The 22,253-nt window shown below is 70.0% G+C and carries 16 protein-coding genes and 1 riboswitch; of the genes, 9 read left to right on the top strand and 7 right to left on the bottom strand.

Annotated elements, in window-relative coordinates; genetic code table 11:
• Positions 1 to 131 precede the first annotated feature (131 nt).
• The 3 genes from C4B68_RS10120 to C4B68_RS10110 all read left to right on the top strand — a co-directional run bounded on the left by C4B68_RS10120 (position 132) and on the right by C4B68_RS10110 (position 4,756).
• Positions 132 to 2,255 carry a DNA gyrase/topoisomerase IV subunit B gene (locus C4B68_RS10120; protein ID WP_099503864.1) on the top strand — a complete coding sequence of 708 codons (2,124 nt, stop codon included), beginning with the start codon at positions 132 to 134 and terminating at the stop codon, positions 2,253 to 2,255.
• 423 nt (positions 2,256 to 2,678) lie between these two features.
• Positions 2,679 to 3,167, top strand: a complete 489-nt coding sequence (locus C4B68_RS10115) for a DUF485 domain-containing protein (protein ID WP_099503862.1) — start codon at positions 2,679 to 2,681, stop codon at positions 3,165 to 3,167.
• Positions 3,164 to 4,756, top strand: a complete 1,593-nt coding sequence (locus C4B68_RS10110) for a solute symporter family protein (protein WP_099503861.1) — start codon at positions 3,164 to 3,166, stop codon at positions 4,754 to 4,756. The genes C4B68_RS10115 and C4B68_RS10110 overlap by 4 nt, the downstream gene beginning before the upstream one ends.
• A gap of 32 nt (positions 4,757 to 4,788) precedes the next feature.
• Here the strand turns inward: C4B68_RS10110 and C4B68_RS10105 are convergent, their stop codons facing one another.
• From C4B68_RS10105 to C4B68_RS10085, 5 genes are all read right to left on the bottom strand, one after another.
• The gene (locus tag C4B68_RS10105; RefSeq protein ID WP_099503859.1) at positions 4,789 to 5,469 is read right to left on the bottom strand and encodes a response regulator; all 681 of its coding nucleotides are present in this window, start codon (positions 5,467 to 5,469) and stop codon (positions 4,789 to 4,791) included.
• The gene (locus C4B68_RS10100; protein ID WP_240634285.1) at positions 5,466 to 7,205 is read right to left on the bottom strand and encodes a sensor histidine kinase; all 1,740 of its coding nucleotides are present in this window, start codon (positions 7,203 to 7,205) and stop codon (positions 5,466 to 5,468) included. Before C4B68_RS10100 ends, C4B68_RS10105 begins: the two co-directional genes overlap by 4 nt.
• A 194-nt stretch (positions 7,206 to 7,399) precedes the next feature.
• Complete coding sequence (locus C4B68_RS10095) at positions 7,400 to 8,344, bottom strand: sucrase ferredoxin (protein WP_099503857.1); 945 nt, start codon at positions 8,342 to 8,344, stop codon at positions 7,400 to 7,402.
• 381 nt (positions 8,345 to 8,725) lie between these two features.
• Entirely contained in the window at positions 8,726 to 8,962 is a 237-nt protein-coding gene (locus tag C4B68_RS10090; protein WP_099503855.1) for a hypothetical protein, read from the bottom strand.
• Positions 8,963 to 9,088: 126 nt separating this feature from the next.
• The gene (locus C4B68_RS10085) at positions 9,089 to 9,622 is read right to left on the bottom strand and encodes a DUF6082 family protein (protein WP_306511433.1); all 534 of its coding nucleotides are present in this window, start codon (positions 9,620 to 9,622) and stop codon (positions 9,089 to 9,091) included.
• Positions 9,623 to 9,993: 371 nt separating this feature from the next.
• On the opposite strand from C4B68_RS10085, the gene C4B68_RS10080 reads away from it, so the two are divergent.
• Complete coding sequence (locus C4B68_RS10080; RefSeq protein ID WP_099504011.1) at positions 9,994 to 11,049, top strand: CobW family GTP-binding protein; 1,056 nt, start codon at positions 9,994 to 9,996, stop codon at positions 11,047 to 11,049.
• 1 nt (position 11,050) lies between these two features.
• On the opposite strand, the gene C4B68_RS10075 is transcribed toward C4B68_RS10080, so the two are convergent.
• Positions 11,051 to 13,507, bottom strand: a complete 2,457-nt coding sequence (locus C4B68_RS10075) for a DNA gyrase/topoisomerase IV subunit A (protein WP_099503851.1) — start codon at positions 13,505 to 13,507, stop codon at positions 11,051 to 11,053.
• 262 nt (positions 13,508 to 13,769) lie between these two features.
• Between C4B68_RS10075 and C4B68_RS10070 the strand changes: the two genes are divergently transcribed.
• The 4 genes from C4B68_RS10070 to C4B68_RS10055 all read left to right on the top strand — a co-directional run bounded on the left by C4B68_RS10070 (position 13,770) and on the right by C4B68_RS10055 (position 18,680).
• Positions 13,770 to 15,116: a M16 family metallopeptidase gene (locus C4B68_RS10070; RefSeq protein WP_099504009.1), complete on the top strand. Its 1,347-nt coding sequence runs from the start codon at positions 13,770 to 13,772 to the stop codon at positions 15,114 to 15,116.
• Positions 15,113 to 16,501: a M16 family metallopeptidase gene (locus tag C4B68_RS10065; RefSeq protein ID WP_099503849.1), complete on the top strand. Its 1,389-nt coding sequence runs from the start codon at positions 15,113 to 15,115 to the stop codon at positions 16,499 to 16,501. The genes C4B68_RS10070 and C4B68_RS10065 overlap by 4 nt, the downstream gene beginning before the upstream one ends.
• Positions 16,502 to 16,715: 214 nt before the next feature.
• Positions 16,716 to 16,876, top strand: a riboswitch (cyclic di-AMP (ydaO/yuaA leader).
• Positions 16,877 to 16,889: 13 nt separating this feature from the next.
• Positions 16,890 to 17,654, top strand: a complete 765-nt coding sequence (locus C4B68_RS10060; protein WP_099503847.1) for a M23 family metallopeptidase — start codon at positions 16,890 to 16,892, stop codon at positions 17,652 to 17,654.
• 330 nt (positions 17,655 to 17,984) lie between these two features.
• Positions 17,985 to 18,680 (top strand): GntR family transcriptional regulator, encoded by a 696-nt coding sequence (locus C4B68_RS10055; protein WP_099503845.1) that lies wholly within the window; start codon positions 17,985 to 17,987, stop codon positions 18,678 to 18,680.
• A 226-nt stretch (positions 18,681 to 18,906) separates the two neighbouring features.
• Here C4B68_RS10055 and C4B68_RS10050 read toward each other — a convergent pair whose 3' ends face one another.
• Positions 18,907 to 19,188, bottom strand: a complete 282-nt coding sequence (locus C4B68_RS10050; protein ID WP_099503843.1) for an HPr family phosphocarrier protein — start codon at positions 19,186 to 19,188, stop codon at positions 18,907 to 18,909.
• A gap of 175 nt (positions 19,189 to 19,363) precedes the next feature.
• On the opposite strand from C4B68_RS10050, the gene C4B68_RS10040 reads away from it, so the two are divergent.
• Complete coding sequence (locus C4B68_RS10040; RefSeq protein WP_099503842.1) at positions 19,364 to 22,246, top strand: bifunctional acetate--CoA ligase family protein/GNAT family N-acetyltransferase; 2,883 nt, start codon at positions 19,364 to 19,366, stop codon at positions 22,244 to 22,246.
• The last annotated feature ends 7 nt before the right edge of the window (positions 22,247 to 22,253 follow it).

Below are 22,253 nucleotides of genomic sequence, written 5' to 3'. Positions count from 1 at the left end.
GAACTAGTCTAAGTTCATGCGAGGGTGGCGTTACAACGGCTCTACCAGGCCTCGGTACCCTCTGAGCGGCGACCGAAGCCGGGCCCTTACCCAAAAGGGTCCCATCTGAAATTCAGCGAGGAGCGAACCGCGTGACCGCCGAGACGTCCGTGCCGTCCACAGCGCTGCTGACCGGAGCAGACCGGGACGGTTCCAACTACACCGCGCGGCACCTGCTCGTCCTCGAGGGGCTCGAGGCCGTGCGCAAGCGCCCGGGTATGTACATCGGGTCGACCGACAGCCGCGGTCTGATGCACTGCCTCTGGGAGATCATCGACAACTCCGTGGACGAGGCCCTCGGGGGCTACTGCGACCACATCGAGGTGATCCTGCACGACGACGCCTCGGTGGAGGTGCGGGACAACGGCCGCGGCATCCCGGTCGACGTGGAGCCCAAGACCGGCCTCTCCGGCGTCGAGGTCGTGATGACCAAGCTGCACGCGGGCGGCAAGTTCGGCGGCGGCTCGTACGCGGCCTCCGGCGGTCTGCACGGCGTGGGCGCCTCCGTGGTGAACGCGCTCTCCGCCCGCCTGGACGTCGAGGTGGACCGGGGCGGGCACACCCACGCGGTGAGCTTCCGGCGCGGCACCCCGGGAGCGTTCAAGGCGGACGGTCCCGACGACGCCTTCGACGCGACGGGCGGGCTGCGCAAGCTCAAGAAGATCCCCAAGACCCGCACCGGCACGCGCGTGCGTTACTGGGCCGACCGCCAGATCTTCCTCAAGGACGCCAAGCTCTCCCTGGAGAACCTGCACCAGCGTGCCCGGCAGACCGCCTTCCTGGTGCCGGGCCTGACCATCGTCGTCCGCGACGAGTACGGGCTGGGCGAGGACGGCAGCAAGGGTGAGGAGTCCTTCCGCTTCGACGGCGGCATCAGCGAGTTCTGCGAGTACCTGGCCACCGACAAGCCGGTCTGCGACGTCCTCCGCTTCTGGGGACACGGCACCTTCAAGGAGACGGTCCCGGTTCTCGACGACCACGGGCAGATGACGCCGACCGAGGTCACGCGTGAGCTCGGCGTCGATGTCGCGCTGCGCTGGGGCACCGGTTACGACACGACCCTGAAGTCGTTCGTGAACATCATCGCCACGCCCAAGGGCGGTACTCACATGGCGGGCTTCGAGCAGGCCGTCACGAAGACCGTCAACGAGGTACTGCGGACCAAGAAGTTGCTCCGCGTCGCCGAGGACGACATCGTCAAGGACGACGCCCTGGAGGGCCTGACCGCCGTCGTCACCGTGCGCCTCGCCGAGCCACAGTTCGAGGGCCAGACCAAGGAGGTCCTCGGTACCTCCGCGGCCCGCCGCATCGTGACGAACGTGGTCTCCAAGGAGCTCAAGGCGTTCCTGACCTCCACGAAGCGGGACGCCGCCGCGCAGGCGCGGGTCGTTCTGGAGAAGGCCGTCGCCGCCGCCCGTACGCGGATCGCCGCCCGTCAGCACAAGGACGCGCAGCGCCGGAAGACGGCCCTGGAGTCCTCCTCGCTGCCCGCCAAGCTCGCCGACTGCCGCAGTGACGACGTGGAGCGCAGTGAGCTCTTCATCGTCGAGGGCGACTCCGCGCTCGGTACGGCGAAGCTCGCCCGGAACTCCGAGTTCCAGGCGCTGCTGCCGATCCGCGGCAAGATCCTCAACGTTCAGAAGGCGTCCGTGACGGACATGCTCAAGAACGCCGAGTGCGGTGCGATCATCCAGGTCATAGGTGCGGGCTCCGGACGGACCTTCGACATTGACGCGGCGCGCTACGGGAAGATCATTCTCCTTGTCGACGCCGATGTCGACGGCGCGCACATCCGGACTCTGCTGCTGACGCTGTTCCAGCGCTACATGCGGCCGATGGTCGAGGCGGGGCGGGTGTTCGCGGCGGTGCCTCCGCTGCACCGCATTGAGCTCAGCCAGCCCAAGAAGGGCCAGGACAAATACATCTACACGTACTCGGACGGTGAACTGCGGGAGACGCTGCTGGAGCTGCAGCGCAAGAACGTGCGCTACAAGGACTCGATTCAGCGGTACAAGGGTCTGGGCGAGATGGATGCCGACCAACTGGCCGAGACGACGATGGATCCGCGTCACCGGACTCTGCGCCGGATCAACATCTCCGACCTTGAGGCGTCCGAGCAGGTGTTCGATCTGCTGATGGGGAACGATGTGGCGCCGCGAAAGGAGTTCATCTCCAACTCGGCGGCTACGTTGGATCGGTCGCGGATCGACGCGTAGGCGCTGCCGCTGTTGCTTGCCGGTTCGCTGTGCGCGGGTGGGTGGGTCGGGGCCGTGCCGTGCCGGTACATCCGCCCGTCGCCGCTGGATCAGACGTTGGCTTGTGGGGAAGCGTCTCCAGATCCGAACGTAAGCGACGGGCATGTGATGTAGCGGCACGGCCCTTCCGTCCGTTGGCGGGTGCGGGTGCGGGTGCGGGTGCGGGTGCGGGTGCGGGTGCGGGTGCGGGTGCGTAGGGCTACATCAATAACCTCTTCGCCAAGGCGGGGGCGTCCGTTACGCCTATGGGCAAGGTCTCGTACTGCCACCGGTGGGTTGAGTCACCTGATGGAGTGAAGAGCGCGGAGAGAAGAGTTCGGGATCTTCCCGATCTGTCCATCCTTGGGCACGCGGCCGAAATGGGCCGCGGACAAGGAGAGTTCGGTGGAGAAGCACGACGGCGTCGACACCGGGAAGGCCCGGTTCGACGACCCCTGGTACGACGCGCTCGCCTCCGGCTGGGGTGAGTTGGACGGCACGGGTGCGCCCGCTCCCGCCGTGCCGGCGGCCCGCCCGGAGCACGAAGGACGGGCGGGCGGGGCGGCCGGTGTCTATGTGGAGGTGCAGCGCAGTGCGGCCTTCCAGGAAGTGCGCAGCCGGTACCGGAGGTTCGTGGTCCCGGGCGTCGCGGTGTTCTTCACCTGGTACGTGGGCTATGTGGTGACCGCGACGACGGCGCCCGAGTTCATGGCCCGGCCGGTCGCCGGTGCCGTGAACGTGGCGCTGCTCGCAGGGCTCGGGCAGTTCCTCACGACGTTCCTGTTCACCTGGGCGTACGCGCGCCATGCGCGGCTGCGGAGGGACCGGGCCGCACTCGACCTGCGCTGGGACACCCAGGAGCTGACGCGGAACGTCAGAGGTGGTGAGCGGTGACCGGCAACCATCAGACGCTGGCGTTGCTGCTGTTCAGCGCGTTTGTGGCGGTGACGCTGGCGATCACGACGTGGGTGAGCCGCAACCGGCATGGGTCGGCGGAGGAGTTCTATGCCGGTGGGCGGCTGTTCTCGCCGATGGAGAATGGTTTTGCCATCTCCGGTGACTACATGTCGGCGGCCTCCTTCCTCGGGGTGACGGGACTCATCTCGCTCTACGGCTACGACGGGTTGTTGTACGTCGTGGGGTTTCTCGTGGCGTGGCTCGTGGTGCTGTTCCTGGTGGCCGAACTGGTGCGCAACTGCGGGCGGTTCACGCTCGCGGACGTGGTCGCGGCGCGGATGAGCGAGCGGCCGGTGCGGATCGCGGCGGGAACTTCGTCGGTGACCGTGTCCGTTCTGTATCTGGTGGCGCAGATGGTGGGAGCGGGCAGCCTGGTCGCGCTCCTGCTGGGGGGCACGAGCGACGCCGCGCGGAACTGGACGGTGATCGGCGTCGGCGCGCTCATGGTGATCTATGTGTCGCTGGGAGGGATGCGGGCCACCACGTGGATTCAGATCGTCAAGGCCGTCCTGCTGCTGAGCGGGGCCATGGCACTGACCGTGCTCGTCCTGGTGCGATTCCACGGGGACTTCAACGAGTTGCTGCGGGCGGCGGCGGCGCGCAGCGGGCACGGTGACGCGTTCCTGGCGCCCGGGCTGAAGTACGGCGGGGACTGGACGGCGCGCTTCGACTTCATCAGCCTTGGCCTTGCGCTGGTGCTCGGCACGGCCGGGCTGCCGCACATCCTGTCCCGCTTCTACACCGTGCCGACGGCGCGGGCCGCGCGCCGCTCGGTGGTCTGGTCGATCGGACTCATCGGGGGCTTCTACCTGATGACGATCGTCCTGGGCTTCGGCGCGGCCGCGATCGTCGGTCCGCAGACGGTGCGGGGGTCGAACGCGGCGGGGAACACGGCGGTCCCGCTGCTGGCGCTCGATCTGGGCGGTGGCACGAATTCAACGGGAGGAACGGTTCTTTTCGCGATCGTCGCCGCCGTTGCCTTCGCCACGATCCTGGCGGTCGTCGCCGGAATCACCCTCGCGTCCTCGGCGTCCGTGGCCCACGACCTGTACGCGTCGTTGCGCCGTCGGCACGCGAAGCCGCGCAGCGAGGTGGCCGTGGCGCGAGCGGCGGCCGTCGGCATCGGCGTCGTCGCGATCGGCCTGGGGCTGCTCGCCCGCGATCTCAACGTGGCCTTCCTGGTGGGCCTCGCCTTCGCGGTCGCCGCGTCCGCGAATCTGCCGGTGCTGCTGTATTCGCTGTTCTGGCGGTCCTTCACGACGCGCGGCGCGGTGTGGGCCGTCTACGGCGGCCTGGTGCCGGCGCTGGTGCTCGTGCTGCTGTCGCCGATGGTGTCGGGGAGCCCCGCATCGCTGTTCCCGGGCGTGGACTTCCAGTACTTCCCGCTGGAGAACCCGGGCCTCGTCTCGATCCCCCTGGGCTTCCTCGCGGGCTGGCTCGGCACGGTCACCTCGGCGGAGCCTCCGGACGAGGCCAAGCACGCCGAGACCGAGGTGCGCGCGCTCACCGGAGCCGGGGCCGTCTGAGAGCGCCCAGAGCCGCCCCGTGCGAGGCGCGATCAGGCGCGGGTCGCCCAGACGTAGCGATGTTCCGGGCGGCCCGCGTCGCCGTATTTGAGGGTCAGTCTGGCCCGTCCCGTGCGCTCCAGGAGCTTCAGATAGCGCTGGGCGGTCTGCCGGCTCAGTCCGGTCTCCTCCGCGACCTCCTGGGCCGACAGCGGGCCTTCGGCGCTCACCAGGGCGCGGCGTACGAGCTCCGCGGTCGTGGGGGAGTGGCCCTTCGGCAGATCCGGCTCCGCGCTTGCCGAGAGGGCGCCGAAGATCCGGTCCACCTCGGACTGTTCGGCCTCGCCGCCGCCGTCGAGGGTGCGGCGCAGATCCGCGTATGCCTCCAGCTTGGTGCGCAGGCCCGCGAACGCGAACGGCTTGACCAGGTACTGGAGGGCGCCCTGCCGCATCGCCGCCTGGACGGTCGAGATGTCACGGGCCGCGGTCACCATGATCACGTCGGTCTGGTGGCCGCGCCGACGCATCTCCTGGACGACCGCGAGGCCCGTCTCGTCCGGCAGATAGTGGTCCATGAGGACCAGGTCCAGGCGGGGCAGTGCCTCCATCCGGCGCAGCGCCTCGGCCGCGCTGTGCGCCTGGCCCGCGACATGGAAGCCCGGAACCTTCTCCACGTAGGCGGCGTTGACCCGCGCCACGCGGGTGTCGTCGTCCACGACCAGGACCTCGATCATCGCGACCCCTCCTTGGCGCCCTCGGCGTCGTCCTTGGCTTCCGTGACAGCGGTGACGGCGGTCTTCGGGGAGGGCTCCGCCGCGAGCCCCGGATCCGTCGGTGCCTCCGGGTCCGTCAGTGCTTCCGGGTCCGTCAGCGCCTCCGGCAGTACGACCGTGAACTCCGCGCCCCCGCCCTCCGCCTCGGCGACCGCCGCGCTGCCACCCTGCCGCTCGGCGAGCCGGCGCACCAAGGAGAGACCTATTCCGCGCTTTCCGTGCGCCGGGGGCTTCTTGGTGGTCCAGCCGTCGGTGAAGATCAACTCCCGGCGCTCCTCCGGTATGCCCGGCCCGGTGTCCCGTACCCGCAGCACGGCGGTACGCCCCTCGGCGCGCAATTCGACCTCCACGCGTGCGTGGGGCGTGCCCGCGACGGCGTCGAGCGCGTTGTCGACGAGGTTCCCGACGACGGTCACCAGTCCCCCCGGGTCGATCAAACGATCCGGCAACAGTGTCCTGTCCGAGATCCGCAGGGCCACACCGCGCTCGGCCGCGACGGTCGCCTTGCCGACCAGCAGGGCGGCGAGCAGGGGATCGTGGATCTTCTCGGTGACCTGTTCCGCGGTCACCCTGTGGTCGCCGACCACCTCTCCGACGAACTCCACGGCCTCGTCGTACATCTCCAGTTCGAGCAGCCCCAGGAGCGTGTGCATGCGGTTGGCGTGCTCGTGGTCCTGGGCGCGCAGGGCGTCGATCAGACCGCGCGTCGAGTCGAGTTCACGGCCGAGTTGCTCCAGCTCGGTGCGGTCGCGCAGCGTGGCGACGGCACCGCCGTCGTCGGTGGGCATGCGGTTGGCGACCAGGACGCGGTGGCCGCGGACGGTGAGGAGATCGGTGCCGGTGACGCGGCCGGCCAGCACATCGGTCGTACGTCCCGGACCGAGCGCGTCGTCGAGCGGCTGCCCGATGGCCTCGGCATCGACGCCCAGGAGACGTTGGGCCTCGTCGTTGAGGAGGCGTACGCGGCCGCCGCGGTCCAGGGCGACGACACCCTCGCGGATGCCGTGCAGCATCGCCTCGCGCTCCGCGAGCAGCGCGGAGATGTCGGAGAACGCCAGGTCGCGGGTCTGCCGTTGCACCCTGCGGGAGATCAGATACGCGGCCAGCGCACCGACGGCCAGGGCCCCGCCCGCGTACGCGAACAGTCCGGGGATCGCGTCGATCAGCCGGGCCCGCACGCTGTCGTACTTGATACCGACGGAGACCGCGCCGATGATCTTCCCGTCCGTGTCGCGCAGCGGTACCTTGCCGCGCGCGGAGCGGCCCAGTGTGCCGGTGTCGATCTCCATGACGTTCTGGCCGGCCAGGGCCTGCCTCGGGTCGGTCGAGACGAGGTGGCCGATCTCCGCGGTGTCGGTGTGAGACCAGCGCACGCCGTGCATGTTCATCACCACGACGTACTCGGCTCCGCTGGCCTTCCGTATCCGCTCCGCCTCGACCTGCACGGGCCCGCCCGCGGACGGCCGTGTCATCTGAAGGTCCTCGGCGATCTGCGGCTGGACCGCCGTGGTCTGCGCGATCGCGAGAGCCCGGCGCATCGCCTGGTCGTCCAGCAGTGCACTGAGGGGCGCGAGGAACAGCCCGGTGGCGAGCACGGCGACGCCCGCGGCGATCGCGACCTGCATCAGCAGCACCTGCTGGAACACCCGCCGCGGCAGGCCGAGGCGCAGTCGTCGTACGGGAGGAGTGGGGCTCATGCCCTTGACGGTACGGCGGCGTGCGGGCCCCGCCGTAAGGGGGTGTGGCGTGGATCTCTTGATCGTCGCGTGGGGGAGCCGTGCGGGAGCTATATGGGTACCGGGCCGACGGGCGCGGGCGGTGCCGTCGCACACGTGCGGGAACCGCGGTCGTACGAGCGCCGAAGCCGCCCTGGGGCGCAGCCGGAGACGCCTCAGCAGGGTACGACGAGCGCCGTCCGCGTCAGCTCTTGTACCGCCACCACGTCCATCCGGGCGGGCGACCCGAGCGCCGAACCGCAGCTCTCCGGGCGGGGCGGCAGCGAGGCGCCCTGCGTGACGATGACACGCCACAGACGGCCGTCGGTGTGCGCGACGGTGACCTCCCAGCGCGGGGCGGCACCATCCGTGCCGACCACGGTCAGGGCAGCGGCGGCGCGCTCTCCCGTGGCCGTACGCACGGCCAGCTCGGCCGCCTGGCCCGGCCGCTCCCAGGCGGAGCTCCCCCGACAGCCCTCGGTGACGACACGCCCCTCCCGGATGCCCTGGAGGATCTCCTTGACGGCGTGGGCCTCGGCGCGCCCGTACGCGTATCCATACGGCAGGACGAGCAGCGTGGGCGAGAAGCGGTGACCGCCCAAGTGGGTGACCTCCCAGACGCCCTGCAGCCCGGAGGCGGCGAGCGCGGCCGCGAGGGGGCGTCCGAGCAGGGCGCAGCAGCGATCGCGCTTGCCGTTGGTGCAGACGAGGGCGAGCGGGTCGCCTGTGTGGGGCCGGCCCTGGAGAACCGTGTCGAAGGTATGCGGGTCACCCATGCCCAGCGCGGCGAAGTCGAGGTTGAGCAGCTGCTGGGGGTCGGACGTTATGGCGCCGTGCAGCCATACGTTTCCCGGAGTGGTGTGGGCCGCATACACATGACGTTCGGAGGGAGTACCGCAGTCGGCGTGCCGGCCGGGGCGGCGGATGAGTGCGATCCGTACGCCGGTGCCTTCCGCGGCCGCCTCAAGGGCGCGGCCGAGCACGGGGTCCAGGTGGCTCGCGGTGAGCGCCTTGGCACCCCAGGGCCCGGGCTGTTCGATCAGCAGCCATGTCCTGGCGGTGGCCGCCGTCCCCCCGAGGGGCTCGTCGAGGTGCCGCGACGCGGTCGTGCACGTACTCACAGAGGTGAGCCTAACCTGACTTGGGACGGGGCACTTCCAGCCGTGCGAACCGGGGCCCGGCCGAGCTGCACACCAACGTGGAGTTCTACGCCGGCGGATCGGTATGTGGGACCGGGGCGCCGGTGGCGGTACCGGGCGTGGCCCAGGACGCGAGAGGTCCAGCACCGATCGGTGCTGGACCTCGGGAAGCCTGTGTCGAGCGGCGCGGTGCGTGGTGGGCGTCGGCGTTGCTCGGACGCTCCGGCGGCAGGGGATACTGCGCGGGGCGTGTGGTGCAAGTGTGGGGGGCCGGGGAATGAGGCCGTCGTCCGGAGATGGGTCGGGGTGACCGATGAATCTCGACGGACCACGGACGTGTCCTGTCTCAGCCCTGCGACCGCTTCACCTGTCAGGGATGTCCGACTTTGCACGGATGAGCGTTTCCCGGCTGATGACCACGATGCGCTCGTAGTCCGCGCGCGCCGCGTCGCGAGGGAGTTGGGGGTCGAGCTTCGCGGTGGCCTCTGTGCCGATGACAGCGAAATTTCCGTCGCTGAGCTCAAAGATGTCTGGGCACGTCTCGCCCGACAGGCTGCCTCGCTCGCGTGGAGACGCGCCGATGCGGCGCACGATGTTCAAGGTGATCCCGGTCCTCAGGTTTAGACAGTGAAAACGGGGACACAGTAGCCGAGACTTTAGCAGGTTAAACTCCGGCCCTGGTTAGTCCAACTGGCCTATTGGGATTGATGGTTCGACTCTCGGACGTCAGTCCTGTTCCGACGGAGGCTCGCCCACGACCCACCACTCCTCCGTGTCTGATTCGTCCAGATCGCGGATGAGCGCGTCCACCATTTGGCCCACCCGCGCCTCCTGCGACCTCTCCTTGAGGCTCGCGCGATGATGGCGGGTCGCATCCCAGTAGTCCCGAAAGATCGCACTCTGGCAGATCACTCGAAGATGGCCGTGCAGCTCGTCCCAGTTGACGTCCCCCGCCCGGTGGGCGCGCAGGGCGTTGGTGTACAGCGCGTTGGCGAAGAGGTATTGACGCCGCCTGGTCGGGTCCAGCTCGTTGATGGTGCTCAGAACCTCGGCGAGGTCCTGATCGTCCAGGGCCTTTTCGAGCAGGTACGTCTGAAAGCGTTGCTGTTCCGCGAGCCTCGCGTTCCGGCCGTCGGCCTGCTCCACCTGCGCGACCCTCAGGCGAAGAGCCTCGAACCGTCGCTGTTGAGCGGCCAGGACCACGAGGACCCCGACCGCGAAGGCAAGCCCTGCCGTTGCGGCAGAACTCAACCTTTGCACCCCAAATTTCTGTGTGGCCATGTCAACCCCCGAATCAGGCGACCATCCGCCGGTCGTCGGTTGTGGGCGACAGGGAGCGGACCGGCGAGCGGTGGGCGGCGCGCTTGCCGTCTCCCAGTTTTGCCGAGCGGCTCTGATCGGCAGGGAGGCGGAGAGGAGGCGCACGGAGGGAAGTGCGGGTCGCGTTTACCGGCGCCATGTCCAACGTGTGCCCCGCGAGCGCCGCTAACAATCGTTCACTTCGGGGCGTTTCCTCCCGCTCGTATGCTGGGTCGGCATTCATTCCTCGTACGAGTGCCCGTGCGTGAGCCGCCCTCGTACAGGAGCCGGTCCGTGAGCCGGTGTACGCGACGGTTCAGAGAGGGCGCACGTTGAGTCAGCAGAGTCCACAGCAGATCCCGGTCGTCGTCCTCGCCGGATTCCTGGGCTCCGGTAAGACCACACTCCTCAATCACCTGCTGCACCGCAGCGGAGGCAGCCGGATCGGAGCCATCGTCAACGACTTCGGCGCGATCGAGATCGACGCCATGGCGGTGGCGGGAGCGCTGGGGGATTCCACCGTTTCGCTGGGGAACGGGTGTCTGTGCTGTGCCGTCGACGCGAGTGAGCTCGACGTCTATCTGGAGCGGCTCGCCCAGCCCTCGGCCGGCATCGACGTCATCGTCATCGAGGCGAGCGGGCTCGCCGAGCCGCAGGAGCTGGTGCGGATGGTGCTCGCCAGCGAGCATCCGAGGGTCGTCTACGGGGGGCTCGTCGAGGTTGTCGACGCGGCCGAGTTCGACGGTACGCGCGAGAAGCACCCCGAGATCGACCGGCACCTGGCCCTCGCGGATCTTGTCGTCGTCAATAAGGCCGACCGGGCCGACGACGGCGGGCGTGTGCTGCGCGTCGTCCGGGATCTGGCCGACCGCGCCGCCGTCGTACCCGCCACCTACGGCCGCATCGACCCCGAGTTCCTCTTCGACTGCCGGCCGAGCGAGGAGCGCGTTGGGCAGCTGTCCTTCGACGATCTCCATGATCATGAAGCGCACGACCACACCGACCACCTGCACTCGGCCTATGAATCCCTCTCCTTCACCTCCGAAGCGCCGCTCAACCCCCGCCGGTTGATGGACTTCCTCGACAGCAGGCCGGAGGGCCTCTACCGCATCAAGGGGTACGTCGACTTCGGCGTCCAGGACAGTGCCAACCGGTACGCGGTGCATGCCGTCGGACGGTTCCTGCGCTTCTGGCCGGAGCCCTGGGCCCGCGCCGAGGCGCGTCTCACCCAGCTCGTCCTCATCGGGTCCGGCATCGACACGGCGGCTCTGACCAAGGAGCTGGAGGCGTGCGAAGAGGACGCCCCACACGCCGACGAGCACAGCATGTGGGGCGTCCTTCGCTACGTACAGGACAGGGATCCCGAGGACCTCGAAGCGGTCGGCTGACCTACACCGGGCCCGCCAAAACCGCCACCGTCTTCGTCAGGGACACGCCCGAACCGTCGCGGCGCGGGTCGATCTCCGGCAGCTCGACGGGCGTGCCGTTCTTCTGCGCCGCCCGCGCCGGTGCCGCGCCGGCCCAGGCCAGCGCGAGGCAGTCCTCGCCCTTCAGGAACCGCTGGCAGCGCACGCCACCCGTGGCGCGGCCCTTGCGCGGGTACTGGTCGAAGGGGGTCAGCTTGGCCGTGGTCTGGACGGAGTCGTCCAGCGTGCCGCGCGAGCCCGCCACCGTGAACACCACCGCGTCCACCGCCGGGTCGATCGCCGTGAAGGAGATCACCTTCGCGCCGTCGGCGAGCTTGATGCCCGCCATGCCGCCCGCCGCGCGGCCCTGCGGGCGCACCTGCGAGGCCTGGTAGCGCAGCAACTGAGCGTCGTCCGTGATGAAGACCAGGTCCTCCTCGCCGGTGCGCAGCTCGACCGCGCCGACGATCCGGTCGCCTTCCTTGAGCGTGACGACCTCCAACTCCTCCTTGTTCGAGGGGTAGTCGGGCACCACACGCTTGACGACACCCTGCTCCGTGCCGAGCGCCAGGCCCGGCGACGACTCGTCGAGCGTCGTCAGGCAGACCACCGTCTCGTCCGGCTCCAGGGAGGACAGGAACTCCGAGATCGGCGCGCCCCCGGAGAGGTTGGGCGCCACCGCCGTCTCCGGCAGCTGCGGGAGGTCGATCACGTTCAGGCGGAGCAACCGGCCCGAGGACATGACCGCGCCGATCTCGCCGCGGGCCGTCGCCGGCACCGCGGAGACGATCACGTCGTGCTTCGTGCGCCTGCCGTCCGTGTCCTCCCCGAAGGGGGCACCGTTCACCGTGCGCGCCGTCAGCCCCGTCGAGGACAGCAGGACGCGGCACGGGTCGTCCGCCACCTGGAGCGGGACCGCTGCGACGGGGGCGCCCGCGGACTCCAGGAGCACGGTGCGCCTCTCGGTGCCGAACTTCTTGGCCACCGCGGCCAGTTCGCCGGAGACCAGCTTGCGCAGCTCCGCGTCCGAATCCAGGATGCCGGTCAGCTCGTCGATCTCGCCGTTGAGCCGGTCGCGCTCCGACTCCAGCTCGATACGGTCGAACTTGGTCAGGCGGCGCAGCGGCGTGTCCAGGATGTACTGCGTCTGGACCTCGCTCAGCGCGAAGTGCTCGATCAGGCGCTCCTTGGCCTGCGCCGAGTTCTCGCTGGAGCGGATGAGGCGGATGACCTCGTCGATGTCCAGGAGGGCGACGAGGAGGCCCTCGACCAGGTGCAGCCGGTCGCGCTTCTTGCTGCGGCGGAACTCGCTGCGGCGGCGTACGACGTCGAAGCGGTGGTCGAGGTAGACCTCCAGGAGCTCCTTGAGGCCCAGCGTGAGCGGCTGGCCGTCCACCAGCGCCACGTTGTTGATGCCGAAGGACTCCTCCATCGGCGTCAGCTTGTAGAGCTGCTCCAGGACGGCCTCCGGCACGAAGCCGTTCTTGATCTCGATGACCAGACGCAGGCCGTGCTCACGGTCCGTGAGGTCCTTGACGTCGGCGATGCCCTGGAGCTTCTTCGCCCCGACCAGGTCCTTGATCTTGGCGATCACCTTCTCCGGGCCGACGGTGAACGGCAGCTCGGTGACGACGAGCCCCTTGCGGCGCGCCGTCACGGTCTCCACTGCCACGGTGGCACGGATCTTGAAGGTGCCGCGGCCCTTCTCGTACGCGTCCCTGATCCCGGAGAGGCCGACGATCCGGCCGCCGGTGGGCAGGTCGGGGCCCGGGATGTGCTTCATCAGCGTCTCGAGGTCGGCGCCCGGGTGCCGGATGAGGTGGCGGGCGGCGGCGATGACCTCGCTCAGGTTGTGCGGCGGCATGTTGGTGGCCATGCCGACGGCGATGCCCGACGCGCCGTTGACCAGGAGGTTCGGGAAGGCGGCGGGCAGGGCGACGGGCTCCTGCTCCTGACCGTCGTAGTTCGGCGTGAAATCGACCGTGTCCTCGTCGATGGACTCGGTCATCAGTGACGTCGCGTCGGCCATCCGGCACTCGGTGTAACGCATGGCGGCCGGCGGGTCGTCGTTGCCGAGCGAGCCGAAGTTGCCGTGGCCGTCCACGAGCGGCAGGCGCATCGAGAAGGGCTGGGCCAGGCGCACCAACGCGTCGTAGATCGACGCGTCGCCGTGCGGGTGGAGCTTACCCATGACCTCGCCGATGACGCGGGCGCACTTCACATAGCCGCGGTCGCGGCGCAGCCCCATCTCGTTCATCTGGTACACGATGCGGCGGTGCACGGGCTTGAGGCCGTCGCGGGCGTCCGGCAGGGCTCGCGAGTAGATGACCGAGTACGCGTACTCGAGGAAGGAGCCCTGCATTTCGTCCACGACGTCGATGTCGAGGATCTTCTCCTCGTACGAGTCGTCGGGCGGGGTCTTCGTGCTGCGGCGGGCCATCGCTGCTGCGACTCCTTCACAGTCTCTGCCGGGGCATGAGTGGGATCTGACGCCGACCATTGTGGACCGCCCCACTGACAACGCCGACCGCGACCCGTCCGTAGCGGGCCCGGGAGGGCTCCTGGGCCGCGGCCGTGACGTCCGGGAGTCTCGCTCTCGGCGTACGAGGTGCGGGAACTTCGCCAGCTGTCGGCGCGCTTGCATACAGTGGCAGGACCGACAGGATTTCGCAGTTTCCGCGATCGAAGGGACGTACATGCCCATGGGTCACACGGCCACAGCCGAGGCAGGCTCCGGCGGCCTGACAGCGACCGAGCACCGCCTGGCCAACGGCCTGCGCGTCGTGCTGTCCGAGGACCACCTGACCCCGGTCGCGGCGGTGTGCCTCTGGTACGACGTCGGCTCGCGCCACGAGGTCAAGGGGCGTACCGGCCTGGCTCACCTCTTCGAGCACCTGATGTTCCAGGGCTCCGGGCAGGTGAAGGGCAACGGCCACTTCGAGCTCGTCCAGGGCGCCGGCGGCTCGCTCAACGGCACCACGAGCTTCGAGCGCACCAACTACTTCGAGACCATGCCCGCCCACCAGCTGGAGCTCGCCCTCTGGCTGGAGGCCGACCGCATGGGCTCCCTGCTCGCCGCGCTCGACGACGAGTCCATGGAGAACCAGCGGGACGTCGTCAAGAACGAGCGCCGGCAGCGGTACGACAACGTGCCCTACGGCACCGCGTTCGAGAAGCTGACCGCGCTCGCGTACCCCGAGGGCCACCCGTACCACCACACCCCGATCGGGTCGATGGCGGACCTGGACGCGGCCACCCTGGAGGACGCCCGCGCGTTCTTCCGCACCTACTACGCGCCCAACAACGCGGTCCTGTCGGTCGTCGGCGACATCGACCCGCAGCAGACGCTCGCCTGGATCGAGAAGTACTTCGGCTCCATCCCCGGGCACGAAGGCAAGCCCGCCCCGCGCGACGGCTCGCTGCGCGAAATCATCGGCGAGCAGCTGCGCGAGGTCGTCGAGGAGGAGGTCCCGGCGCGCGCCCTGATGGCCGCCTACCGGCTCCCGGAGGACGGCACGCGCGTGTGCGACGCGGCCGACCTGGCGCTGACCGTCCTCGGCGGCGGCGAGTCCTCCCGGCTCTACAACCGGCTGGTACGCCGCGACCGCACCGCCGTCGCGGCCGGGTTCGGCCTGCTGCGCCTGGCCGGGGCGCCCTCCCTGGGGTGGCTGGACGTGAAGACGTCCGGCGACGTCGAGGTCCCGGTCATCGAGGCCGCCGTCGACGAGGAGCTCGCCCGGTTCGCCGAGGAGGGCCCCACGGCCGAGGAAATGGAGCGTGCCCAGGCCCAGTTGGAGCGCGAGTGGCTGGACCGGCTCGGCACGGTCGCGGGCCGCGCCGACGAACTGTGCCGGTACGCCGTCCTGTTCGGCGACCCGCAGCTCGCCCTGACCGCCGTGCAGCGCGTACTCGCGGTCACCGCCGAGGAGGTCCAGGAGGTCGCCAAGTCCCGCCTGCGCCCCGACAACCGCGCGGTGCTCGTCTACGAGCCGACCGCCACCGAAGACACCGACGCCGCCGACGGCACCGACGAGGAGGCGGCGAAGTGACCGAGCTCGCCACCATGGACTTCCACCCGCAGCCCCAGGCCGGCAAGGCCAAGCCGTGGGCCTTCCCGGCACCCGAGCGCGGCACGCTCGACAACGGCCTGACCCTGTTGCGCTGCCACCGCCCGGGCCAGCAGGTCGTCGCCGTCGAGGTGATCCTCGCCGCGCCGCTGGAGGCCGAACCGGCGGGCCTCGACGGCCTCGCCACGATCATGGCGCGTGCCTTCTCCGAAGGCACCGACCGTCACTCCGCCGAGGAGTTCGCCGCCGAGCTGGAACGCTGCGGCGCCACCCTCGACGCGCACGCCGACCACCCCGGCGTGCGCCTGTCACTCGAAGTCCCCGTCTCGCGCCTTTCCAAGGCGCTGGGCCTGCTCGCCGACGCCCTCAGGGCACCGGCGTTCGCGGACAGCGAGGTCGAGCGACTGGTCCGCAACCGGCTGGACGAGATCCCGCACGAGATGGCCAACCCGGCCCGCCGCGCCGCCAAGGAGCTCTCCAAGGAGCTGTTCCCGGCGACCTCGCGCATGTCGCGCCCGCGCCAGGGCACCGAGGAGACCGTCCAGAAGATCGACTCGGCGGCCGTACGCGCCTTCTACGAGAAGCACGTACGCCCCGCGACGGCCACCGCCGTCATCGTCGGTGACCTGACCGGTGTCGACCTCGACGAGCTGCTCGCCGACACGCTCGGCGCCTGGACCGGCTCGTCCGCCGAGCCGCGCCCCGTGCCGCCGGTGAGCGCCGACGACACCGGCCGCGTGATCATCGTGGACCGCCCCGGCGCCGTCCAGACGCAGCTGCTCATCGGCCGTGTGGGCGCCGACCGGCACGATCGCGTCTGGCCCGCCCAGGTGCTCGGCACGTACTGCCTCGGCGGCACCCTCACCTCGCGCCTGGACCGCGTCCTGCGCGAGGAAAAGGGCTACACCTACGGTGTGCGGGCGTTCGGCCAGGTGCTGCGCTCGGCACCGGACGCCACGGGCGTCGCCATGCTCGCCATCAGCGGCTCTGTGGACACCCCGAACACCGGTCCGGCGCTCGACGACCTCTGGAAGGTGCTGCGCACCCTCGCCGCCGAGGGGCTGACGGACGCCGAGCGCGACGTCGCGGTACAGAACCTGGTGGGTGTGGCGCCCCTCAAGTTCGAGACCGCGGCGGCCGTCGCGAGCACGCTCGCCGACCAGGTCGAGCAGCACCTGCCGGACGACTACCAGGCGACGCTGTACCAGCAGCTCGCCGCGACCGGCACCGTGGAGGCCACCGCGGCCGCCGTGAACGCGTTCCCGGTGGACCGTCTGGTGACGGTCCTGGTGGGTGACGCCGCGCAGATCGAGGAGCCGGTCAAGGCGCTCGGAATCGGCGAAGTGACCGTCGTCCGGGCCGAGTAGAACGGCGCGACTCCCTGAGGGCCCAGGTGACTGCAGAGTCACCTGGGCCTCCTTTTACCCTGCCTTCGTCCTCAGTTGTCCGTATTGGTAGGGAGGTTGCCTGTCTGACCTGTGGCATGCGCTACAAAAGCCGTGATCCGTTTGTTGTTTGAAAGATGTCCCGTTTAGCGTCGGTCCGGCTGTTCGTCAGGCAGTGCGCCGCGCCCGCGGCACCGGACAGTCATCGCCGAGTCCCCGTACGGCGCGAGCCAGGGGAGCCGGGGACCCACACGCAGTCCCTGGGGTGAATCGGACGGCCCTCCTCGGAGGGGGTCCGTAGGAGACCTTCCTGCTCCGAACCCGTCAGCTAACCCGGTAGGCGAGAAGGAAGGAAAGGATCAGCCTCTCCATGGCGTTCATCTGTGGCACCGGGAAGCACCGCCGACCGGGCCGGGTGAAGCGTACGACCACGAACGCCGTCGGCGTCGCGGCGCTCACCACCACCGGTGTCATCGGAACCCTGGCCTCCCCGGCGCTCGCCGCGGACACCTCCGTCGAGCAGACCGGGCTCATCCCGGTCATCACGATCGGCGACTCGGTCGCCGAGCAGATCGACGCGCAGGCCGCCGCCCAGCAGCAGGCCGCCGACGAGGCCGCCGCGGAGAAGAAGGCCGAGGAGGCCACCCGCAAGCGGGCCGCGGAGAAGGCCAAGAAGGAGCGCGAGGCCAAGGAGCGGGCCGCCCGCGAGGCAGAACGCAAGCGCCTCAACTCCTTCGTGCCGCCGATCACCGGCTCGTACATCTCCACCGGCTACAAGGCAGGCGGCAGCCTCTGGTCCTCCGGTAGCCACACCGGTGTCGACTTCCACGCCGCGTCCGGCACCACGGTGCACGCCGTCGGCTCCGGCACGGTCGTCACAGCCGGCTGGGGCGGTGCCTACGGCAATCAAGTCGTGATCAAGATGCATGACGGCACGTACACCATGTACGGCCACCTGTCGTCCGTCGGTGTCTCCGTGGGGCAGACGGTCACCCCGGGCCAGCGGATAGGCGTCTCCGGGGCCACCGGCAACACCACCGGGCCGCACCTCCACTTCGAGGCGCGTACGACCTCGGAGTACGGCTCGGACATCGACCCGGTCGCGTACCTGCGCTCGCACGGCGTGAACGTCTGATCCCCGCACGGTCCGGCCGCACGGCATGCACGTCTGATCCCCGCACGGTCCGGCCGCACGGCGTGAGCTCTGACACACACACGGTCCGGCCGCACGGCATGCACGTCTGACGGCCGCATTCCTCACTGCCTCACCGCCGCTTCACCGCATCCGATGCCCCGGCTCGCCGAGCCGGGGCATCGGCGTTTCGTGAGACCGTCGTTACGGGGGCTGTCCAAAAAATATCCATGGATTCCGGGCCGCCATCGGAAATTCGGGCTTCCTGCAATAGAGTCACTGAACAAGCGTCAATCGATGGCGTTTCGCGGGGATTAAAGCGGAGGTCCGGTCATGCGTATTCCGGCGCACTCGGTATGCACGGCGATCCGTGACGACATCGTCGCGGGTGTCTACGAGCGAGGCGGCCGGCTCACCGAGGAACTGCTCGCGCGCCGCTACGGCGTCTCGCGCGTCCCCGTGCGCGAGGCCCTGCGCACGCTGGAGGCCGAGGGCTTCGTGGTCACCCGCCGGCACGCGGGCGCGTGCGTCGCGGAGCCCACCGAGCAGGAGGCCTCCGACCTGCTGGAGATGCGCATGCTCCTGGAGCCGCTGGGCGCCGCGCGGGCCGCGCAGCGCCGCACCGAGGCCCACCTCAAGGTGCTCCGAGGCCTGGTCAGGCTGGGTCAGGAGCGGGCCAGGAGGGGCAACAGCGAGGATCTGCGTTCCCTGGGCGGCTGGTTCCACGAGACGCTCGCGCAGGCCTCCGGAAGCCCCGCACTGACCTCCACGCTGGCCCAGCTGCGGCACAAGATCGCCTGGATGTACGCGGTCGAGGCGCCGGCCGACCCCGCGGAGTCCTGGGCGGAGCACGGCGGCATAGTGGACGCCGTCGCACGCGGCGACAGCGAGCGGGCCCGGGCGATCACGGCCCTGCACACCGAGCGCGCGACGGCCGCGCACCGGCTCCGATTTCCCGGTAACGGAGATCGGCCGGAACGTGTGAGGACTTCGCAACATCCCGTAAACATGACGGGCCCGCGGCATTAACAAGGACACCGTATACAAAGAGAAGTAATGCGCGGGGGATTATTTCTGCTGCCCGTAATCCCCAAAGCGAAGGGCCCGCCCGAGGTTTTCGAGCGAGCCCTTCACCATGTGTGCGGCGCGACGTCTTTTGGAACGAAGGCCACCGCAACCATCAATTGAGCAACCCCAACGGCGAGCAACCACCTCCGCGAGAGCGGCGCCGGCTCAGGCGCAAAGGGGTGCGCGCTCAGACGGTCTCGGGGAGCTCCTCGAGACCCTCCGAGACCAGCTTCGCCAGACGGTCAAGGGCGACTTCCGCACCCTCGGCGTCGGAGGTGAGGACGATCTCCTCACCGCCCTGGGCGCCCAGGCCGAGGACCGCGAGCATGGAGGCCGCGTTGACGGGGGTGCCGTCGGCCCTGGCGATCGTCACGGGGATGCCTGAGGCCGTGGCGGCCCGGACGAAGATGGAAGCGGGGCGGGCGTGGAGGCCCTCGGCCCAGCCGACGTTGACGCGGCGCTCAGCCATGTGATGCTGCCCTTCATTTTTCAGGGTTGTCTAGACCAGTGTTCCATATGGTGAAGCATGCCCGGAGCGGTCCTTCGTCCCGTCCGGAAGCGAGTCGAACCGCGGCCTCGGTCCGACGTCGTTCTCCACAGATTGCCTCGCGCCGTTGTCGGACGCGAGCCGTACTCTGGGGCCCATGCAGACCTCGTCGGACCGGCACGAGTACCCCGCCCACTGGGAAGCCGACGTGGTGCTGCGCGACGGCGGCACCGCGCGCATCAGGCCCATCACCGTTGATGACGCCACACGCCTGGTCAGCTTCTACGAGCAGGTCTCGGACGAGTCGAAGTACTACCGCTTCTTCGCGCCCTACCCGCGTCTGTCCGCCAAGGATGTCCACCGCTTCACGCACCACGACTTTGTGGACAGGGTGGGGCTCGCGGCCACGGTGGGCGGCGAGTTCATCGCCACCGTACGCTATGACCGTATTAATGCCGAGGGCCTGCCCGCCTCCTCCCCGGCCGACGAGGCCGAGGTCGCCTTCCTCGTGCAGGACGCCCACCAGGGCCGCGGCGTCGCATCGGCCCTCCTCGAACACATCGCGGCCGTGGCCCGTGAGCGCGGTATCCGTCGCTTCGCCGCCGAGGTGCTGCCCGCCAACTCCAAGATGATCAAGGTGTTCACGGACGCCGGCTACACCCAGAAACGCAGCTTCGAGGACGGCGTCGTACGCCTGGAGTTCGACCTGGAGCCCACGGACCGGTCGCTCGCCGTGCAGCGCGCGCGGGAGCAGCGCGCCGAGGCCCGCTCCGTGCAGCGGCTACTCGCGCCCGGCTCGGTCGCCGTCATCGGCGCGGGCCGCACACCTGGCGGCGTCGGCCGCAGCGTCCTCACCAACCTCCGGGACGCCGGATTCACCGGACGCCTGTACGCGGTGAACAAGGCGCTCCAGGAGGAGGAGCTCGACGGAGTCCCCGCGTACCGCTCCGTCCGCGAGATCGACGAACCCGTCGATCTCGCCGTCGTCGCCGTGCCCGCGCCGTATGTCCCCGAGGTCGTCATGGAGTGCGGCGAACACGGGGTGCAGGGGCTCGTGGTCGTGTCCGCGGGGTACGCCGAGAGCGGCCCCGAGGGGCGTGAGCGCCAGCGCGAACTCGTGCGCCAGGCGCGTACGTACGGGATGCGCATCATCGGGCCGAACGCCTTCGGGGTCATCAACACGTCCCCCGATGTGCGGCTCAACGCCTCGCTCGCCCCCGAGATGCCCCGCCCCGGACGGATAGGCCTCTTCGCGCAGTCCGGCGCCATCGGCATCGCGCTGCTGTCCCGGCTGCACCGGCGCGGCGGCGGTGTCACGGGCGTGACTGGCGTGTCGACCTTCGTCTCCTCCGGGAACCGGGCGGACGTGTCCGGCAACGATGTACTCCAGTACTGGTACGACGACCCGGACACCGATGTCGCGCTGATGTACCTCGAATCCATCGGCAACCCGCGCAAGTTCACGCGCCTCGCACGGCGGACGGCCGCGGTGAAGCCGCTGGTCGTGGTCCAAGGGGCGCGGCATGGCGGGGCGGCTCCCCAAGGACATGCCGTACGGGCCACGCGGTTGCCGCACGCCACGGTGTCGGCGTTGCTGCGGCAGGCCGGGGTGATCCGGGTGGACACGATCACGGAGCTCGTCGACGCGGGGCTTCTGCTGGCACGCCAGCCGCTTCCTCCTGGGCCCCGGGTGGCGATCCTCGGGAACTCCGAGTCGCTCGGTCTTCTTACGTACGACGCGTGCCTCGCCGAAGGGCTTCGGCCGTTGCCGCCTCTGGACCTGACGATGGCGGCTTCGGCGGAGGACTTTCACCGGGCGCTGTCGGACGCGCTTGCCGACGACGGGTGCGATGCGGTCGTCGTGACCGCCATTCCGGCGGTGGGGGAGACCCCGGCCGCGGACGCCGCCCTTGCCGAGGCGCTCCGTTCCTCGGCCGCGGCGGCTCCTTCGAAGCCGGTACTTGTGGTGCACGTCGAGCTGGGCGGGCTCGCGGAGGCCTTGTCCGCCGCGGCCAGCACCGCACCACAAGCCGGTGACACGGCACCCGGCGCTGCAGGCGGTGCCCACCCTCCCCCCCTCTCGGCTTCGCTCGAGAGGGGGGATCCCCATCGCCCCGCGGGACGACTGCCCACCGCGGGACCGGCGGACGCCCCCGCGGTAGCGCCCCCCGAAGGAGCTCGTCTCATCCCCGCCTACCCCGCTGCCGAGCGCGCCGTCCGGGCTCTTGCCGAAGCCGTCAGGTACGCGCAGTGGCGGCGGGACGCCGTCGAGCCCGGCAAGGTGCCCGAGTACGAGGACATCGACGAGAAAGGGGCCGCCGAGCAGATCGACGAGCTGCTCGCGCGGGGCGAGGGGCTGACGCTCGGCCCGGAGGAGACCTGTGTGCTGCTCGGGCGGTACGGCATCGACGTACGCCGTGCGCTGCCCGCGCCGACGCCGGACGCCGCCGTGGCGGCCGCGCGCACCATCGGTTACCCCGTGGCTCTCAAGACCACCGCCCCGCACCTGAGGCACCGCGCCGACCTGGGCGGCGTACGGCTCGACCTGGCGGACGAGGAGCAACTGCGGCGGGCATACACGGAGTTGACCGAGCTGTTCGGGAAGCCGGAGGAGCTGCGCCCGGTCGTGCAGGGCATGGCGCCACGCGGCGTCGACACGGTCGTACGAACCGTGATCGACCCGGCGGCGGGGGCGGTGCTGTCGTTCGGGCTAGCCGGGGCCGCCTCGGACCTGCTCGGGGACACCGCGCACCGGCTGATTCCGGTCACCGACCGGGACGCGGCGTCGCTGGTGCGGTCGATCCGGACGGCGCCGCTCCTCTTCGGCTGGCGCGGCTCCGCACCGGTGGACACGGCGGCCCTCGAGGAGCTGATGCTGCGCGTGTCCCGGCTGGTCGACGACCACCCGGAGGTCGTCGCCGTCTCCCTGGAGCCCGTGGTCGTCGCCCCGCGCGGCCTGAGTGTGCTCGGCGCCACCTTGCGGCTGGCCCGTGCGCCCGTCCGCGACGACCTCGGCCCGCGGACTCTCCCTGTCGTCTGAGCCGCCC

The sequence above is a fragment of the Streptomyces dengpaensis genome, from assembly GCF_002946835.1.
Classification (GTDB): Bacteria; Actinomycetota; Actinomycetes; order Streptomycetales; family Streptomycetaceae; genus Streptomyces; species Streptomyces dengpaensis.
The sequence above is the reverse complement of the archived record's forward strand: the minus strand, read 5'-3'. Positions and strand labels throughout refer to the sequence as shown.

Bases quoted from the DNA above. Each gene is read 5' to 3' on its own strand.
- C4B68_RS10105 (WP_099503859.1), bottom strand. From the start codon at position 5,469: ATGATCGAGGTCCTGGTCGTGGACGACGACACCCGCGTGGCGCGGGTC.
- C4B68_RS10100 (WP_240634285.1), bottom strand. From the start codon at position 7,205: ATGAGCCCCACTCCTCCCGTACGACGACTGCGCCTCGGCCTGCCGCGG.
- C4B68_RS10075 (WP_099503851.1), bottom strand. From the start codon at position 13,507: ATGGCCCGCCGCAGCACGAAGACCCCGCCCGACGACTCGTACGAGGAG.
- C4B68_RS10070 (WP_099504009.1), top strand. From the start codon at position 13,770: ATGGGTCACACGGCCACAGCCGAGGCAGGCTCCGGCGGCCTGACAGCG.
- C4B68_RS10060 (WP_099503847.1), top strand. From the start codon at position 16,890: ATGGCGTTCATCTGTGGCACCGGGAAGCACCGCCGACCGGGCCGGGTG.
- C4B68_RS10055 (WP_099503845.1), top strand. From the start codon at position 17,985: ATGCGTATTCCGGCGCACTCGGTATGCACGGCGATCCGTGACGACATC.
- C4B68_RS10050 (WP_099503843.1), bottom strand. From the start codon at position 19,188: ATGGCTGAGCGCCGCGTCAACGTCGGCTGGGCCGAGGGCCTCCACGCC.
- C4B68_RS10040 (WP_099503842.1), top strand. From the start codon at position 19,364: ATGCAGACCTCGTCGGACCGGCACGAGTACCCCGCCCACTGGGAAGCC.